General features: G+C 62.1%; 17 protein-coding genes. 13 read left to right on the top strand and 4 right to left on the bottom strand.

All coding sequences use genetic code 11. The features are described from left to right. Positions 1-44: 44 nt before the first annotated feature. The 5 genes from ACSYTG_RS02210 to ACSYTG_RS02230 all read left to right on the top strand — a co-directional run bounded on the left by ACSYTG_RS02210 (position 45) and on the right by ACSYTG_RS02230 (position 4,957). Positions 45-635, top strand: coding sequence for a sugar O-acetyltransferase (locus ACSYTG_RS02210; protein WP_489783934.1), 591 nt, complete (start codon positions 45-47; stop codon positions 633-635). 88 nt (positions 636-723) lie between these two features. After that, entirely contained in the window at positions 724-1,278 is a 555-nt protein-coding gene (locus ACSYTG_RS02215) for a DUF1643 domain-containing protein (RefSeq protein ID WP_095349757.1), read from the top strand. A gap of 227 nt (positions 1,279-1,505) precedes the next feature. Then, positions 1,506-2,750 carry an aminopeptidase gene (locus tag ACSYTG_RS02220; protein WP_415437584.1) on the top strand — a complete coding sequence of 415 codons (1,245 nt, stop codon included), beginning with the start codon at positions 1,506-1,508 and terminating at the stop codon, positions 2,748-2,750. Further along, positions 2,747-3,307, top strand: a complete 561-nt coding sequence (locus tag ACSYTG_RS02225) for a hypothetical protein (protein ID WP_489783933.1) — start codon at positions 2,747-2,749, stop codon at positions 3,305-3,307. Before ACSYTG_RS02220 ends, ACSYTG_RS02225 begins: the two co-directional genes overlap by 4 nt. Before the next feature lie 63 nt (positions 3,308-3,370). Next, positions 3,371-4,957 carry a hypothetical protein gene (locus ACSYTG_RS02230; protein WP_489783932.1) on the top strand — a complete coding sequence of 529 codons (1,587 nt, stop codon included), beginning with the start codon at positions 3,371-3,373 and terminating at the stop codon, positions 4,955-4,957. 37 nt (positions 4,958-4,994) lie between these two features. Here ACSYTG_RS02230 and ACSYTG_RS02235 read toward each other — a convergent pair whose 3' ends face one another. The 3 genes from ACSYTG_RS02235 to ACSYTG_RS02245 form a co-directional block, all read right to left on the bottom strand. Next, positions 4,995-5,846, bottom strand: coding sequence for an EipB family protein (locus ACSYTG_RS02235; RefSeq protein ID WP_415437578.1), 852 nt, complete (start codon positions 5,844-5,846; stop codon positions 4,995-4,997). Between the two features lie 74 nt (positions 5,847-5,920). Next, positions 5,921-7,717, bottom strand: a complete 1,797-nt coding sequence (gene aspS, locus ACSYTG_RS02240; protein ID WP_095349761.1) for an aspartate--tRNA ligase — start codon at positions 7,715-7,717, stop codon at positions 5,921-5,923. Between the two features lie 155 nt (positions 7,718-7,872). Next, on the bottom strand, positions 7,873-8,952 hold the full coding sequence (locus tag ACSYTG_RS02245; RefSeq protein ID WP_489783968.1) for a threonine aldolase family protein: 1,080 nt from the start codon (positions 8,950-8,952) through the stop codon (positions 7,873-7,875). A 170-nt stretch (positions 8,953-9,122) separates the two neighbouring features. Here ACSYTG_RS02245 and ACSYTG_RS02250 point away from each other — a divergent pair, with 170 nt between their 5' ends. From ACSYTG_RS02250 to ACSYTG_RS02285, 8 genes are all read left to right on the top strand, one after another. Next, entirely contained in the window at positions 9,123-9,728 is a 606-nt protein-coding gene (locus ACSYTG_RS02250; protein WP_415420391.1) for a 50S ribosomal protein L25/general stress protein Ctc, read from the top strand. Positions 9,729-9,824: 96 nt separating this feature from the next. Further along, a complete protein-coding gene (gene pth, locus ACSYTG_RS02255) occupies positions 9,825-10,406 on the top strand; it encodes an aminoacyl-tRNA hydrolase (RefSeq protein WP_086645793.1) in 582 nt (193 codons plus the stop codon). Beyond that, entirely contained in the window at positions 10,406-11,500 is a 1,095-nt protein-coding gene (gene ychF / locus ACSYTG_RS02260; protein ID WP_086645794.1) for a redox-regulated ATPase YchF, read from the top strand. The genes pth and ychF overlap by 1 nt, the downstream gene beginning before the upstream one ends. A gap of 94 nt (positions 11,501-11,594) precedes the next feature. Then, positions 11,595-12,908, top strand: coding sequence for a glutamate-5-semialdehyde dehydrogenase (locus ACSYTG_RS02265; protein ID WP_369823013.1), 1,314 nt, complete (start codon positions 11,595-11,597; stop codon positions 12,906-12,908). 92 nt (positions 12,909-13,000) lie between these two features. Beyond that, the gene (locus ACSYTG_RS02270) at positions 13,001-13,720 is read left to right on the top strand and encodes a nicotinate-nucleotide adenylyltransferase (RefSeq protein ID WP_165926050.1); all 720 of its coding nucleotides are present in this window, start codon (positions 13,001-13,003) and stop codon (positions 13,718-13,720) included. A gap of 122 nt (positions 13,721-13,842) precedes the next feature. After that, positions 13,843-14,265, top strand: coding sequence for a ribosome silencing factor (gene rsfS, locus ACSYTG_RS02275; protein WP_086645795.1), 423 nt, complete (start codon positions 13,843-13,845; stop codon positions 14,263-14,265). 53 nt (positions 14,266-14,318) lie between these two features. After that, the gene (locus ACSYTG_RS02280) at positions 14,319-14,777 is read left to right on the top strand and encodes a 23S rRNA (pseudouridine(1915)-N(3))-methyltransferase RlmH (RefSeq protein WP_489783931.1); all 459 of its coding nucleotides are present in this window, start codon (positions 14,319-14,321) and stop codon (positions 14,775-14,777) included. A gap of 83 nt (positions 14,778-14,860) precedes the next feature. Continuing rightward, entirely contained in the window at positions 14,861-15,376 is a 516-nt protein-coding gene (locus tag ACSYTG_RS02285; RefSeq protein WP_489783930.1) for an RcnB family protein, read from the top strand. Between the two features lie 104 nt (positions 15,377-15,480). On the opposite strand, the gene ACSYTG_RS02290 is transcribed toward ACSYTG_RS02285, so the two are convergent. Then, positions 15,481-16,950 (bottom strand): amino acid permease, encoded by a 1,470-nt coding sequence (locus ACSYTG_RS02290; protein ID WP_086645798.1) that lies wholly within the window; start codon positions 16,948-16,950, stop codon positions 15,481-15,483. Between the last annotated feature and the right edge of the window lie 178 nt (positions 16,951-17,128).

Genomic DNA, 17,128 nt, shown 5'->3' on the forward strand with positions numbered 1-17,128 from the left:
CGCGTTGTTGGGCCAGAGGCCGGAGGTAGGGAGAATGGCACGGTATGACGTTGGAAAACCACATGGCGGTCATGCGCACTGGCGCAATGTACAATGACCTTGCACCAGAACTGGTGCAGGCCCGTGCGGATGCCGTTGTGCTGAGCAACCGTTACAATGCAAGTTTTGGCCGCCCGGCCGTCGAGCGGGAGGCGCTTTTACGCACCCTGCTGGGTCGTGTTGGCCAGCAGGTGCATTTTGAACCGGCATTACGGTGCGAATTCGGGCGTAATATTAGCATTGGTAATAATTTTTACGCCAATTTTGACTGCATCCTGCTCGATGCGGCCCCCATTACAATTGGGGATAATGTTCTGTTTGGCCCGCGTGTGGGCCTGTACACAGCCAACCATGCGCTGGATATGCACGAGCGCGCGGCAGGGGGCTGTTACGCGCAGCCCATTAGCATTGGTAGCGGTGTCTGGCTGGGGGCAGGGGTGCATGTTACCCCCGGTGTGAGCATTGGCGAGGGCAGCGTTATTGGCGCGGGCAGCGTGGTTACGCGTGATGTGCCCGCAGGTGTGGTGGCGGCTGGTGTGCCGTGCCGGGTGCTGCGCGCACTCACCCCGGCTGACCGTACCGGGTTTGCCCCCTAGCTCCGCGCATGCGGGTTTGTGCCACACGCCAATGCACCGTAAACGAGGGGGAGAAAGCCGTGCCTAACCCTCTGCCAGCCGGAGTATCATGAACGATCTGTTTGCAGGCCACCATGTAGGCCAGTCCCGCCCGCTCAAACTGTCGGGGGATGTTGTCAGTACCGCCACCTATGGCGGGCCGGACGACTGCTACCGCTACACCCTGCGCCGGGTGTGGGATGCGGATAAGCCGCTGGTCATGTGGCTGATGATGAACCCATCGGTCGCAACCGAACACGGGGATGACCGGACCGTGGCCAAGTGCCAGCGTTACGCGCGCGCATGGGGCTATGGTGGCCTGTATGTTGGCAATACCTTTGCCTACCGCTGCACGGACCAGCTCCGCCTGCTGGAAACCCCGGACCCCATAGGCCCCGGCAACGATGCCGCCTTGCTGGACATGGCGCGCAAGGCCGATCTGGTCGTGGCGGCTTATGGCTCGCCCCACCACAAGGCGCTGCTCGCCCGTGGGCCGCAGGTTGTGCAGATGCTTCAGGACCACGGCATTGCGGTGTGTGCGCTACGGCTGAGCAATGCCGGGCGGCCGTGCCACCCGCTTTACCTGCCAGCGGAATTAAAACCGTTTGAACTGCCCGTGGCGTAAGCCGGGGCACCCGGCAGGCTTTACCCGGCTGGCCAGCAAAAAAGGCGGGTCTGGCGAGTTTGCGGCATGCGTTGGCCCATAATGGAGCCTGCCAGCAGGGCAGGGCGTAAAAACCCGGAGTTGACGGACGCGCTCCATACGTATCCCATAAGCACCAAAGGGTTACGCCACAAAAAAGGACAGGCATAAACGTGACAGAACGCAACACGCAGGCCCATGGTGGCTATCTGGCTTCGGCCGAATTTGCAGCCCAGCTTGACCGGCTGGGCGAGGTTGCGGCCCGCACGGGGCTGAATGTGGCTCCGGGCCAGCAGGTTATCATGACCGCTCCCCTGCATGCCGTGCCGCTGGTGCGCCGTATTACGGAACATGCGTACAAGGCTGGGGCATCGCTGGTCACCACATTCTATTCGGATGAGGAAACCACGCTGGCCCGCTACAAATATGGTGCGGAAAATACGTTTGATACGGCATCGGGCTGGCTGTCCGCCGGCATGGCGGAGGGCTTTCGCGCGGGGGCTGCGCGCATGGCCATTACCGGCTCCAACCCGGCCCTGCTGGCGGGGCAGAACCCGGACCACGTCTCCCGCGCCAGCAAGGCGGCGGCACGGGTTAACCGCCCGGCCATGGAGATCATTACCAATTTTGATGTGAACTGGTGCATTGTGGCGGCCGCAACCCCGGCATGGGCCATGCAGGTGTTCCCGGACCTGCCCGAGCAGCAGGCGGTGGAAAAACTCTGGCAGGCCATTTTTGCCGTCTCCCGCCTTACGGGGGATGACCCCGTAGCCCAGTGGGAGGCCCACAACGCCATTCTGCACCGCCGCGCAGCCTACCTGAACGATGTGCGCTACGACGCCCTGCATTTTTCCGGCCCCGGCACGGACCTGCTTGTCGGGCTGGCCGATGGGCATGACTGGGCTGGCGGTGCGGAAAAAGCAGGCAACGGCATTGTGTGCAACCCCAACATCCCGACCGAGGAGGTGTTCACCACTCCCCACCGCCTGCGGGTGGAAGGGAGCGTGGCCAGCACCAAGCCCCTCTCGCATCAGGGTACGCTGATTGATGGGATCAGGGTCCGGTTTGAGGCCGGGCGTATTGTGGAAATGCACGCAACCCGCGGGCAGGATGTGCTGGAGCGCGTGCTGGATACGGATGAAGGAGCCAGAAGGCTGGGCGAGGTCGCGCTTGTGCCCCATTCCTCCCCCATCTCGCGCAGCGGCTTGCTGTTCCAGAACACGTTGTTTGATGAAAACGCCGCCAGCCACATAGCCCTTGGCCAGTCCTACACCAAATGCATGCGCGACACGCAGGGGCAGGACGAGGCCGCACTGGCCGCACGTGGGGCCAATACCAGCATGATCCACATAGACTGGATGATCGGTTCGGGTGAGATTGATGTGGATGGGCTGGACGCACAGGGTGGCCGCGTGCCGCTCATGCGGAAGGGCGAATGGGTGATTGAAGCATGAAGAGGTTGAAAAACATGGTTTTTATTCGCAAGGCGTCCACTGTGCTGGGGGCTATGGGCCTGCTGCTGGCCGGGGCCGCACAGGCCCAGAGCGTTGCCCCCGTTGGCGGGAGCAGGCCGCAGGCCCCCTCCCTCACGCCTGAGCAGGTTGCCACCATGCAGCATGATATGGATACAGCCCTGCACTACAAACTGGCCCCCGATGTGCTGCCTCGGCTGAGTGCCGCACTCCGGGCTATTCAGGCTGCCAAAATACAGCCGCCGGGGCATGTGGGCATGTCGCTTGACCAGCAGATTGCCCTTGTGGGGCAGGTGCCGGGGCTGGATGCCATTCTCAAGGCGCACGGGCTGGATGCGCGCAGCTTTGTCATGAGCCTGACCTGTGTGGGGCTGACCGGCAGCCTGCTCAATATTCCACCCGGCCAGGGGGGCGCGCAAATGCCTGTGCCCGATGCGGCCAATGTGGCTATTCTCAAGAACAACCCGCAGGCTTTGCAGGAACTGGTCGGTGTTCTGCGCGAGGGTGCGCCCGCCAGCAGCAGCACGCAGGTCCACTAAGCCGCTTAATCCTGTTGGCCTGAGCCTGCGCGGTGTGGCAGGGTAACGCACCGCGCAGGGGGCATGGCGGGTTTTGTCCACCATGCCATAAAGGCTACGGAGCAGGCCATGACAGCAACCACAGGATCAGGCGGCCTGCCCGGCGTGGGTAACTGGCTGGGGCAGGCTGTACAAAGTGCCGGGCAAGGCACCAGCATGGCCGATGGCGGGGCCGGGCAGGCTACCGCGCAGTCCCGCCTTGCCGGGGCTTTGCCCTCTTCCACAGCATTGGTGCAGAGTGCGCGCACGGCACTGGTTGCCGCACAGGCCCAGCAGGCCGAGGTTATGCTCACATTATCCGAAGGGGCAAAAACCCTGCTTGGCGGGACCTCCTCTGCCAGGCAGCCCACGGCCAGTGCGGATAATACGGCCACTGCGGCAGCAACCAGCCAGAATACCGCCGCCAGTATGGCAGGGCGTGTGCCCACAGGGGCCGGGACCACAAGCCTTGTTGCGGATCTTATGCAGGCCGCAAATACGGTGCTGAATGACCCTGCCGCCACAGCAGACCAGAAAGCCATGGCCAGCAGACTTGTGCAGTTGGCCACAGCCATGGCGGGCCAGTCCGCTGGTGGGGGAGGCAATGCGCTTGCGGGTGGAATTGCCGCGGCCTTGCCCCTGCTCCAGTCCCTTGGAGCGCAGCCGGAAGCACCGGGCGCGCTGGGTGGGGCGGTTGTGACTACGGCAGGGCTGTACGGGCTGGTTGGCAACACAGTGCAGGACGGCAGGCTGGCCAGCGCCCTGCAAGGTATGGCAGGCGCTCAGGAGGAGGAAATCGTGCTGCCCGGCGGTATTGTGCAGCTCCCGCAGGATGTGGAGGCCGGGACTGTGGCTGCACTCATGCCTGCATCCTCCGCAGGAGTGGGGGGGAGTTTGACCAACGCCCTTAGCAGCGCCCTGCTCCCAGACCTGTTCAGAGCACTTTCTGCCGTGCTGACAAACACCAATGCAACGGATGAGCAAAAAGCCGCCGCCACCGCCCTGCTCCAGATGCTGGAGACGGCAGACAACACGCTCGATATTCCTCAGGCCCTGCTTAACCCGCTGGTTGCAGCCGCCCTTATGCCCGCACTCAGCCCCTCCCAGCGCGGGCGGCTGGTCCGTGCCGCTCTGGCGGAGGAGGTGGAGGATATGGGGCAACTGGCAGATACCGAACAGACCGCCCAGCCGGGTGTGGCGGGGTTGCGGGCGGCTTTGCGCAAAAATGCTGCGTATCTGGCAGCGGTGCAGACCCCTTTGCTGGACCACGCGCTCCAGTTAACCCGCAAGCGGGAGGCCGAAGCCGTGGCCGCCGCACTGGCAGGGTGGGGTTTTGCAGGCCGCAGCCGTGAGCAGTTGATGGATGAGGCACTGGATGTGTCCTCCCTCATGGCTTTGTCCCAGAACCTTATGGCAGATTCCCCCTATATGGGGGCTTTGGCCAGCACCAGCCTGACCCCGATCCTGATCATGAGCTGGGCGGCACTTCTGTCCGGCTGCCTGCCTCGGGCCTACCCGTTTGTACCGCGTGTGTGGCGGCGGGCAGATAAAAAGAAGTGGCGCAGAAAAAGCCCCAACCAGAAAATGGATTTCCAGAACCTGCTGTTCATGGGCGACGCGGTGGAGGCATAGGCCCACCCCGCCGCGTGCGCCCCTGCTGTGCGGGCGCTTAAGGTGCGGTATCCTGCGTGCAGGTGGGTGTGGCGGGCAGGTCGAGCGTGCTGAGCGTGCCCTGCATTTTAAAATCGCCAAAATCCAGATGCAGCTGGTCAGACACGCCATTGGCAAAATAGCGCATGCCCATTTCGTATTCAGGCATCATGGTGTGGGCGTTGCGGTCGTAAAAGGCGATATGCACGTGCCCGGAGGCCAGTTTCTGCAAAGGTTGGTACGGCGTGTTGCCAGCCGGAGGGGGCGACCATGTGAGCAGGGTCACATAGGTGTCTTCCGGCCCATCAGGCAGGGTGCCGTCGAACAGGGGGGTGGTCAGGTCTTTTTCACCTTGCCGGGCGGCACTTAAAATGCGGGCCGTATGGGTTACGGGGAACAGGGTGCCCACGGGCAGGCGCAGCGTTTTGGCCAGCGGCTGGCGATACTGCACAACCCCGGACCCATCGGGGGCAAGGCTTGCCTCCCCGCTGACAACGCGCAGCAGTTTGCCGTTGCGTGTTTCCTGGCTTTTAAAGGTCAGGTGGCGGCCATCCAGACTTTCCTGCGCCGCATAGTCGGAGAGCAGGTGCTCCTCGCCCTGCTTGCGGGTGACACTCTGTATGTCCAGCCTCTGGTGGGAGGACCAGCCAAGGCAGGTCTTGAGCACGGAGTAGCTCATGCGCCCGGTAGCAGAGAGCGTTTGCCCGCCCGCAGATTCCACCAGCCCCAGATCATACACCGCCTGTTGTGACACAAGGGGGGATGTGGGGGCCGCCGCGCGTGCAGCCGGGCACAGCAGGGCAAGGGTAAGGCAGGCTGGGGCAAGAGCTGCCAGCAGGGTGGTCTGGTGGCGCGGGGGGCGTATGGTCATACCCCCTACAAAAAAACATCCGGCGTGGTCATGCAACCAGCCGGATGAATGTTTGTGGTCTCAAAAAACGGTTATCAGTCTTTTTTAACCGTTGGTTTGGGCTTGGGCAGGTTGAGCGCGAGGGAGAGTTCCTTCATGCGCTCAGGGGCTACGGGGGCGGGGGCCCCCATCATCAGGTCTTCGCCCTGCTGGTTGAGCGGGAACAGAATAACCTCGCGGATGTTCGGTTCATCGGCCAGCAGCATCACAATGCGGTCCACGCCGGGGGCGGAACCACCATGCGGGGGCGCTCCGTAGCGGAAGGCGTTGAGCATGCCGCCAAAGCGGGCTTCCACCTCGCTTTCGGGGTAGCCTGCAATTTCAAACGCCCGCACCATCACGTCGGGCAGGTGGTTACGCACGGCACCGGAGGAGAGTTCGATCCCGTTGCATACAATGTCGTACTGGTAGGCCAGAATATCCAGCGGGTCTTTGGTGTTCAGGGCTTCCAGCCCGCCCTGCGGCATGGAGAACGGGTTGTGGGAGAAGTCTACCAGCCCCGTTTCCTCATTCAGCTCGTACATGGGGAAGTCCGTGATCCAGCAGAAGCGGAAGGCGTTCTTCTCGATCAGGTCCAGTTCTTCGGCAATGCGGGTGCGCACAAGGCCGGAGAACTTGGCTACCTCATGCCCCTTGCCTGCGGCAAAGAACACGGCATCGCCCGCCTTAAGCCCCAGTTTGGCGCGAATGGCTTCTGCCCGGTCGGCCTCAAGGTTCTTGGCAATCGGGCCCTGCCCACCTTCGGCGTTGAAGGTGATGTAGCCCAGGCCACCAGCCCCGTTCTCACGCGCCCAGGCATTGAGCTTGTCAAAGAACGAGCGGGGTTTGTCCCCCGCGCCGGGGGCGGGAATGGCGCGGATTTCACCACCATCGGCGGCAATGCGGGCAAACAGGCCAAAGCCGGAGCCTGCAAAGTCTTCTGTTACGTCTGTAATCAGCAGCGGGTTGCGCAGGTCGGGTTTGTCGGAACCATAAACCTTCATGGCGCGGGCGTAGGGAATACGCTCGAACGGCGCGGTGCTGACCGTGCGGCCATTACCGAATTCGGTAAACAGCCCGCTCATGACCTCTTCCATCACCGCAAAAATTTCGTCCTGCGTGGCAAAGGCCATTTCAAAGTCAAGCTGGTAGAACTCACCGGGGGAGCGGTCCGCGCGGGAGGCTTCATCACGGAAGCACGGAGCAATCTGGAAGTAGCGGTCAAACCCCGCCACCATGGCCAGCTGCTTGAACTGCTGCGGTGCCTGCGGCAGCGCGTAGAACTTGCCGGGGTGGTTGCGTGAGGGCACCAGAAAGTCGCGTGCCCCTTCGGGGGAGGAGGCGGTCAGGATAGGGGTTTGCAGTTCTACAAAGTTCAGGTCCGTCATGCGCTTGCGCATGCTGGCAATAACGGCGCAGCGCAGGCGGATGTTGGCGTGCACTTTTTCACGCCGCAGGTCGATGTAGCGGTAGCGTAGGCGCAGTTCGTCCGAATAATGTTCCTGCCCGGCTACCTGCAGGGGAAGCACGGCGGCATGGGACTGCACGACAAAGTCTTTTGCGCGCACTTCAATATCACCCGTGGCAAGGTCGGGGTTGCGCGTGCCTTCCTCGCGCAGGACCACTTCACCGGTTACGGTAATCACGCTTTCCACCCGGATGTGTTCGGCTGTTGCCATGACATCCGACCCGGCGGGGATGACAATCTGGGTCATGCCCGTTTCGTCCCGCAGGTCAATAAACAGCAGGCCGCCATGGTCGCGCTTGCTATGCACCCAGCCGGACAGGCGCGCGGTGGTGCCAGCATCGCTTGCGCGAAGGGCCGAGCAGCTATGGGTACGGTAAGGGTGCATGGTCTTGTCCCACAAATTGTGGCCCGGCCTGCGGGCGGGCACGTGTTTTGCCATAGAGAATTGGGGTGGAGGAAGCAGGGGCAGGGGCGTTATGTCAAGGCTGGTGCAGGCTTAGCCTGCCTGTTTTAGCGCTTGTGGGGCATTTTACGCGTTATTCAGCCCTGTGTGCTGCGGCGCAGGTCCGCGGCAAGGGCGGTAATGGAGTCTGCTCGCGTGTCCCATGCACAGACAAAGCGGTAAACACCCCCGAACAGGGTATGGAATCGCCACCCCTGCGCGCGCAGGGTGTTGGCCACATGCTCGGGCATGAGCGCAAACACGGCATTGCTCTGCACGGGCCATGCCAGTTCCACCCCATCCAGCGCCGTTATGGCCTGTGCCAGAGCCTGCGCGCTGGCATTGGCATGGCGGGCATTGGCCAGCCATGCGCCGGACTGGAGCATGCCCCGCCACGGGGCGGACAGGAGCCGCATTCTGGCAGCCATCTGCCCGGCCTGCATGGCGCGCTCGGCAAAGCCCTGAGCCAGTTGGGGGGTAAAAAACACCACCGCATCCCCCATGGCCATGCCGTTGCGGGCACCACCAAAGCTGAGCGCATCCACGCCGGATTGCCATGTCATGGCGGCGGGGGTGCATTCCAGCGCGGCCACCGCGTTGGCAAAGCGTGCGCCATCCATGTGCAGGCGTAACCCGTTGTCGTGGCAGGCATTGGCAATGGCGCGTATTTCGTCCAGCGAGTAGAGCAGGCCGTTCTCGGTCGGCTGGCTTATGCTCACGACCGCCGGGGTGGAGGCTCCGGGGCCACGTGCGCGGCGCATGGCCTGCGTAATGGCGGCGGGGGTCAGCTTGCCATCCTGCGTGGGAGGGGTGACCAGCTTTGCCCCACCGGAGAAAAACTCCGTCGCCCCCCGCTCGGATGTGTCCGCGTGGGCAATTTCGGAGGCAATAATGCTGCAATAGGGCGGGCAGAGCGTTGCCAGCACCAGCGCATTGGCCGCCGCACCGCTGAACACAAAAAACACGCGGGCCTGCGGGGCGGCAAACAGGTCCGCCACGGCCTTGGCCCCAAGGCGGGTCCATGCGTCATCCCCATAAGGTGGGGCACTGGCGGAGGCTGCGCGGTTTATGGCTTCCAGCGCCTGGGGGCACAGGCCCGTATCATGGTCACTGCCAAATTGCTGCGTGGGTGTGGGGGCAGCAGGCTGGTGGGGGACGGGCTGAAAAGGCAGGTTCATGGCGGAGGCTCCGGCCGGGGTTGGGGTGTGCCAGATGGGGCACAGGGCGGGATAAAGGTGCCACAAGCCAAGCCGGACCTTGCCTGTGGCGGGGTTTTGCTGTAAGGCCGCAGCCACCGCGCAGGCACCCCTGGAGGCCTGCGTGCTCAAGTTTTTCAGGAGAAGTCAAGGTGTCCAAAATTACAACAATCCAAGCTTCTGCGCGCGCGAAGGCTGGTAAGGGGGCAGCGCGTGCGACGAGGCGTGAAGGCCTGGTGCCCGGCGTTGTGTACGGTGGCAAGCAGGAATCCACGCTGATCGCGCTCGACCCGCGTCTGGTTGTCAAGGCAATCCAGACCTCTGGCTGGCGCTCACGCGTGTATGACATCCAGATCGAAGGTGGCAAGACCGAACGCGCTCTGGTGCGTGACGTGCAGCTCCACCCGGTTAAGGATTCGCCCGTTCACATCGACTTCCTGCGTCTGGCCGCTGGCTCGCGCGTGCATGTTGAAGTGGCCGTGCACTTTGTGGGTGAAGACAAGTGCCCCGGTATCAAGCGTGGTGGCATGCTCAACATCGTGCGTCACACGGTTGACGTGGAAGTGGCAGCAGAGAACATCCCCGAGTTCTTTACTGTTGACCTGACCAAGCTCGACATCAACGACAACGTGCGTTGGGACGATGTGCAGGGCACGGCAGGTGCAACGCCTGTTTCCCACGAAGCCAACTTTGTGGTTGCCTCCATTGCCGCACCGCTGGTTGACACCACTCCGGCAGAAGGTGCTGACGCTTCCTAATCGGGAGTTCAGGCAATCTGAAGCTTATGGAACGCGGGGGCACGTGCAGGCGCATGTGCCCCCCTTTCTGTTCATAAACACAAGGCAGAATCCGCAATGCTGCTCTGGGTCGGACTGGGTAACCCCGAGTCCTCCATGCGCCGGCACCGGCACAATGTTGGCTTTATGGCGGTCGAGGCCATTGCCGCCAGATACGGCTTTACGCCATGGCGCAACCGCTTCAAGGGTGAGGTAGCCGAAGGGCGCATAGGCGGCCACAAGGTGCTTGCACTGCTGCCCATGACCTACATGAACCGCTCGGGCGAGAGTGTGCAGGAAGCTGCGGCCTTTTACAAAATAGCCCCCGAGCAGATAACGCTTTTCCATGATGAGCTGGATCTGGAACCGGGCAGGCTGCGCATCAAGCGTGGCGGCGGTGCAGCGGGCCATAATGGCCTGCGCTCGACAGACAAGATGCTGGGCACGCCCGATTACTGGCGTGTTCGTATTGGCATAGGCCACCCCGGCGCCAAGGAACGGGTGCATGGCTGGGTGCTGGGTAATTTTACACAAACAGACCAGCAGGACTGGCTCGACCCCATGCTCGCCAGCATGGCCGATGCCGCCCCCCTGCTGGCGGATGGGCATGCCGACCGGTTTATGACCAAGGTTGCACTGCCACAAGGGAGCAAGGGCTGATGGGTTTTAACTGCGGTATTGTTGGTCTGCCCAATGTGGGCAAGTCCACCCTGTTCAACGCGCTTACGGCCACGGCCACGGCGCAGGCCGCCAACTACCCGTTCTGCACGATCGAGCCCAATGTGGGCCGCGTTGCGGTGCCGGACCCACGGCTGGACAAGCTGGTGGCTATTGGCAAATCCCAGCGTGAAGTGCCCACAAGCCTTGAGTTTGTGGATATTGCGGGCCTTGTGCGCGGTGCCTCCAAGGGGGAAGGGCTGGGCAACCAGTTCCTGGCCAATATCCGTGAGGTGGACGCCATTATCCACGTCCTGCGCTGCTTTGAGGATGATGATATTACCCATGTGGAAGGGGGCGTGGACCCCGTCCGGGATGCGGAGATCATTGAAACCGAGCTGATGCTGGCTGATCTGGATTCGCTGGAAAAACGCCTGCCCGCGCTGGAAAAACGCGCCCGCAACCGCGACAGCGAAGCCGTGGCCCAGATCGAGATCATGCAGCCCATTCTTGCCGCCCTGCGTGATGGCCGCCCTGCGCGCACCGCCATTCCCGCCGGGGAGGAGGAGACTGTCCGCCGCCTGCAGCTCATGACCAGCAAGCCCGTGCTGTATGTGTGCAACGTGGATGAAGACTCGGCCTCCACCGGCAATGCGTTCTCCGAAAAGGTGAAGGCCAAGGCCGAAGCCGAAGGGGCAGCGGTGGTTATTGTTTCCGCCGCGATCGAAGCTGAGGTGAGCCAGCTCGAAAACGAGGAACGCCGTGAATTCCTGGAAGGGCTGGGCCTGAGCGATAGCGGTCTGGACCGTGTGATTGCCGCAGGGTACAAACTGCTGGGCCTGAGCACCTACTTTACCGTAGGCCCCAAGGAGGCACGTGCATGGACCATTACGGTCGGCACCAAGGCCCCGCAGGCTGCTGCCGTTATTCACAATGATTTTGAACGTGGCTTTATTGCCTGCGAAACCATCGCATTTGACGATTATGTTCGATATAATGGGGAAGCAGGTGCCAAGGAAGCAGGACGCCTGCGGATTGAAGGCCGTGACTACGTTGTGAAGGACGGCGACATTCTGCTCTTCCGCTTTAATGTCTGATACGGCACTCTAAAGCGCATGATCAGGTCCGCCCCGGTGGGCGGACCACACACGATAAAAAGAAAACCGGACAATGGAGATAAGGGACGCCAGCATGAATACGGAGGAAGACAGTCGGCAGCATGTGGCCACGGCAGATATGCGCGCACCAGCACAGGGTGTGCCATCGCCATGCTCCATGCACGATCTGGCACACAGGGCCAGACTGGCCGCGCGCACGCTGGCGCAGAGTTCCTCCTCCGAGCGGGACAAGGCCCTATGGGCTGCGGCCAGCGCATTGCGGGCGTCTGCTCCGGCCATTCTGGCGGCCAATGCGCTTGACCTTGCCGCATCTACCGCCAAGGACGCATTCCGTGACCGGCTGACCCTGACCCCCGAGCGGGTCGAAGCCATGGCCCGTGGGCTGGAAGACATTGCCGACCTGCCCGACCCCGTAGGGCAGGTGCTGGAGGAATGGTCCCGCCCCAACGGCCTGCGTATTCGCAAGGTGGCAACGGCTGTTGGCGTTATTGGCGTTATTTACGAAAGCCGCCCCAATGTAGGGGCCGATGCGGCCGGGCTGTGCATCAAGTCCGGCAATGCCGTGCTGCTGCGTGGCGGGTCGGAAAGCCTGCATAGCGCGCGCGCCATTCATGCCGCCATGCAGACCGGCCTGCGCAATGCGGGCCTGCCGGAAGATGCCGTGCTGATCGCCCCGGATGCTGATCGCAAACACGTGGCGGACATGCTGACCGCTGCTGGCCTCGTGGACCTGATTATTCCACGGGGTGGCCGTTCGCTGGTTGAGCGTGTGCAGCGTGAGGCCCGCGTGCCTGTGCTGGCGCATGCGGAAGGGCTGTGCCACACCTATGTCCATTCCGCAGCCGACCATGCCATGGCCCGCCGGATTGTGCTGAACGCCAAAATGCGCCGTGTGGGCATTTGCGGCGCAACCGAAACCCTGCTGATAGACGCAGCCATTGCTTCGGTCCTGCTGCCCCAGATTGTGTCTGACCTGGCTGAACAGGGCTGCACGTTCAAGGCGGATGCCGCCGCAAGGCAGATCATGCCCGACCTGCCCGCGGGCACCGAAAAAGACTTTGCCACCGAATGGCTGGATGCCGTGCTGAACGTAGCCGTAGTGGATGGTGTGGACGAGGCACTCGACCATATTGCCCGCTTTGGCTCCTCCCACACCGAAGCCATTGTTACGGCGGACGAAGCCGTTGCTGCGCGGTTCATGAACGGTGTGAGCAGTGCGGTTGTCATGTGGAATGCCTCCACCCAGTTCTGTGATGGTGGGGAGTTTGGGTTCGGAGCGGAAATTGGCATTGCCACAGGGCGCTTCCATGCCCGTGGGCCAGTTGGCGTGGAACAGCTGACAACCTTCCGCTACGAGGTGCTTGGTAGCGGTCAGGTCCGTACCTGAGCGCGCAGGCCCATAACAGGCCAGTGGCGCACACCGGCCCCCGCATACTTGGGGCGGGCAGTGCGCGCGGCCTGCATGGGCCACAACGGTATATGCCAGTTACAAAAGCAGATACGGCGGCCATAACGGGCAGGGGAGTGCAGCCCGCAGGGTGCCGGATTCCCACATGGGGGGATAACCGCCACAGCCGCGTGGGGCTTCTGGGTGGGTCATTCAACCCTGCGCACAGATGGCATCAGGCCATAGCCCGGCGGGCTATGCTGGAGCTACGGCTGGATCAGGTCTGGCTTATGGTGTCTCCGGGTAATCCGCTCAAGGCCGGGCGGGAAATGGCCTCTTTTGCCACCCGTCTGGCCACTGCGCGCCAACTGGCGGATGGGCGCAGGATTGTGGCCACCGATCTGGAGGCCCGACTCGGCACCCGTTATACGGTGGACACGCTTGCCCGGCTCAAGGCCCGCTTCCCCCATGTTCGGTTTGTATGGCTGATGGGGGCGGATGGTCTGGTAACATTGCCGCGCTGGAAGCACTGGCACCAACTGGTGCGGCAGGTACCTGTGGCGGTTTTCCCCCGTCCGGGGCAGAATGTGCGGGCTTTGGGCGGGTTGGCGGCGCAGTATCTGGCGCGCTGGCGTGTGCCTGCACGGCAGGCAGCACGGCTTGCCACACTTTCTCCCCCAGCTTGGGCTTTCCTTCCGGGGGCACAAAACAGTATATCTGCAACAGCCATTCGTCAGCGGGGCGGGTTTGACGCCACTACGGATCAGCCCATCACCCCAAAGAGTAGTCAGTTTTCAGGAGAACGGTCATAACCACCAAGCCACCCGCCGAGACGCCCGCACGCACCCGCACGTCCACGGCCACCGCTCGCGGGGGCCGTGCGGCCTCCACCCGTGCAGCCGCAGTCCCCAAAGCGGCGGCAGCCCCCGGCTCTGTGCGCAAAAAAGCAGCCGCAGCAGGGCCAAAAACCCGCACCAAGCGTGAGGCCATTGCCCCCGATCTGCTCGAACAGTCCCTTGCGCTGATTACCGCCAGTCTGGAGGATGACAAGGCGGAAGATCTGGTTGTGATCAACCTTGCCGGCCGTGCTTCCTTTGCCGATAAAATGGTGATCGCAACCGGTCTGGCCGACCGCCAGATTGCCGCCATGGCCCAGCATATCGAACGCAAACTGCGCGATATTGGTATCAAGCGCGTGCTGGTTGAAGGGGCTAATGGTTCCGACTGGGTTCTGCTGGATACGGGCGATATTGTGGTCCACCTGTTCAAGCCCGAAGCGCGTGCGCTCTATGGGCTGGAAAAAATGTGGGGTGCGGAACTGGATGAAAGCAACGAAGACGGCGTGACCCGTCTGTAAGTGCTGATGTCTGGTTTACAGGACATACGATTCTGCCGCCACAGGTGCCGGGTATGAGGCTTGTGGCGGTAGGGCGCATGAAGGACAAGTCCGAGCGTGCGCTGGTGGAGCGGTATCTCAAGCGCCTGCGTCCGGCGCTGGATATTGTGGAACTGCCGGACGGGCGCGGCAGCCCCGATGAGATCAAACGGCGTGAGGCACAGGCCATTCTGGCCGCCTGCCCCGCACACAGCCATGTTGTGGCGCTGGATGAAGGTGGGCGCACGTATAGCAGTGTTGCCTTTGCCACCAGCCTTGCCGCATTGCAGGACGCGGGGCGCACGCCCTGCTTTGTTATTGGCGGGGCAGAAGGGCTGGATAGCTCCGTTCTGCAACGCGCAGATGCCACCCTGTCTTTTGGCACGCTCACATGGCCGCATATGCTGGTACGGATTATGTTGGTCGAGCAGGTTTACCGCGCGCAGGCCATTGCTGCGGGCCACCCGTACCACCGGGCGGGCAGACCGGATTAAACCCAACGCCAAACGGCTATGATCTCGACAAACTTCCGCCACATCATGGTAGGCTCAATGGGGTGGAAGGAAGGAGATTCAGCATGATCTTCAAAGCAAAACGTTCAATGGCGCTTCTTATGGGGCTGCTTGTTGCCGCAGCACCGCTTGCGGCTTATGCCCAGCGCGGCCCAGGTGGGCCGGGTGGCGGTGGCCACGGCGGACTTGGCGGACCTGGTGGACCGGGTGGCCCGGGCAGAGGGCCGGGCGGTGGCCATGGTGGTGGTTTTAGGGGTGGGCCGGGTGGCGGTCCAGGCTGGGGTGCAGGCCCACGCGGTGGCCCGCATGGCGGCTCATGGCGGCGGGGAGACCGGTATGATGGCGGCGGTATTTTTGTAGATAACTGGCGCGGTTACCGTGGCCTGTATGCCCCCCCACCGGGTTATCGCTGGATCAGCTACGGCGGCAGCTTTTTGCTGGCGGCAGTGGCAACGGGCATTATTTCCAATGTCATTGCGGGCAGTGTTTACCCGGCAACGCCCTACCCTGTGGCAACACCTTACCCGGCATACCCGGTGGTGCCGGCCCCCGTACCTTACCCACCCCCGCCGGGTTACTAGGTGGGCTGCGTGGTCCAGTAAAAAAGGGGAGCCAGACCGGCTCCCCTTTTTTGTATTCCGTGCTCCCTGCGGGCCATATGCCGCAGGGAAGAGTGTGCCGGTGTTTACTCCGTACGGGGTGGGGTAAAATCGGCATCATCGGTTAATTCAGCCGAAGGTATGGTCTGGGGCACAACGTTAAGGGGCGTGTGACTTGCGGCCTTCCAGCCCACAAACAGCAGGGCGGCAAGGGCCGGAATGGCCATAATGGAATAGGTGCCTGTTGGGTAGTCAAACAGCATCAGCCCCAGAATGCTGATAAAAAAGGCAATGGTCAGCCACGCGGTAACGGGTGCGCCGGGCATGGCAAAACCCGTGGGGGCAATACGGCCTGCCCGAATGGCCTGCCGCAGTTTGATCTGGCAGAGCACAATAAAGCACCATGTGCTGACAATGCCGATAGAAGCCATATTGAGAACAATCTCAAAAATCTGGGAAGGCAAGAGGTAGTTCAGCCCCACCCCCACCAGATAAATGGCTACAGTTGTTAAAATGGCGGCTGCTGGTACGGCCTGTTTGTTCATATGGGCAAGGTAGCGTGGAGCCGTGCCATTGAGGGCCAGCGCGCGCAGGACCCGCCCGGTGGAATACAGGCCCGAGTTCAGGCTGGACAGGGCGGCGGTCAGCACCACTATGTTCATGAGCGAATCCACCCCCGGCACTCCAAGGCGGGAAAAGAAGGTCACAAACGGGCTAACTCCGGCCTGATAGGCCGACCAGGGCAGCAGCAGAACCAGCAAGGTAACCGTGCCGACATAAAAGATCATGATCCGCCAGATCACGTTGTTAATGGCCGAGGGCAGCACTTCGCGCGCGTTTTTGCATTCCCCTGCGGCGGTGCCAATCATCTCTATGCCGTAATAGGCGAACACAACGCCCTGAATAAGCACAAGGGCGGGGAGCATGCCGTGCGGGAACAGCCCGCCATGTTCGGTAATAAGCTGTATGCCGGTGCTATGCCCGTCCACGGGTACACGCAGGCCCAGAATGGCCGTGCCCACAACCAGAAATGCCAGCAGGGCGGCAATCTTGATGATGGAGAACCAGAACTCCATCTCCCCAAACCATTTGACGCCAATCAGGTTCATGCAGGTAATGACCACAAGGGCCATAAGCGCCATGACCCATTGGGGCACAACGGCAAAAACACCCCAGAAATGCATGTAAAGTGCAACGGCCGTAATATCGACAATGCCGGTCATGGCCCAGCTGAAGAACGAGAGCGCGCCCGCAACATAAGACGCCCGGCTCCCCAGAAACTCCTGCGCGTAGGAGACAAAGCTACCACTGGTGGGGCGGTACATGACCAACTCCCCCAGAGCGCGGAGCATGAGGAAGGAGAACACGCCGCAAACCAGATAGACAATGGCAAGGGATGGCCCCACAGCCTGCAACCGGCTGCCTGCACCCAGAAAAAGACCAGTGCCGATGGCCCCCCCAACGGAAATCATCTGGATCTGTCGTTTGCCCAGACCTTGCCGGTAACCTTCCGTTGTCTGGCCTGGCGTGGCATCGGATGGCGGCGGTGCATGCATGCTCAAAGTGGTCTGTCTCCGTACTGGTGGCGGGAACGGGGCCGGCAGGGTGTTCCGGTGCAGAACCGGTTTGGGCTGGCGGGTCTGTGTACGTTGCTTTTGTGCAACAAATTGGGATGGTGCGTAAGTCCTTTTGCAACTTATATAAAATTAAACAAAATCCGTCCTGCGCGGCAAA

It is taken from the genome of Acetobacter sp. ESL1128, assembly GCF_058505085.1.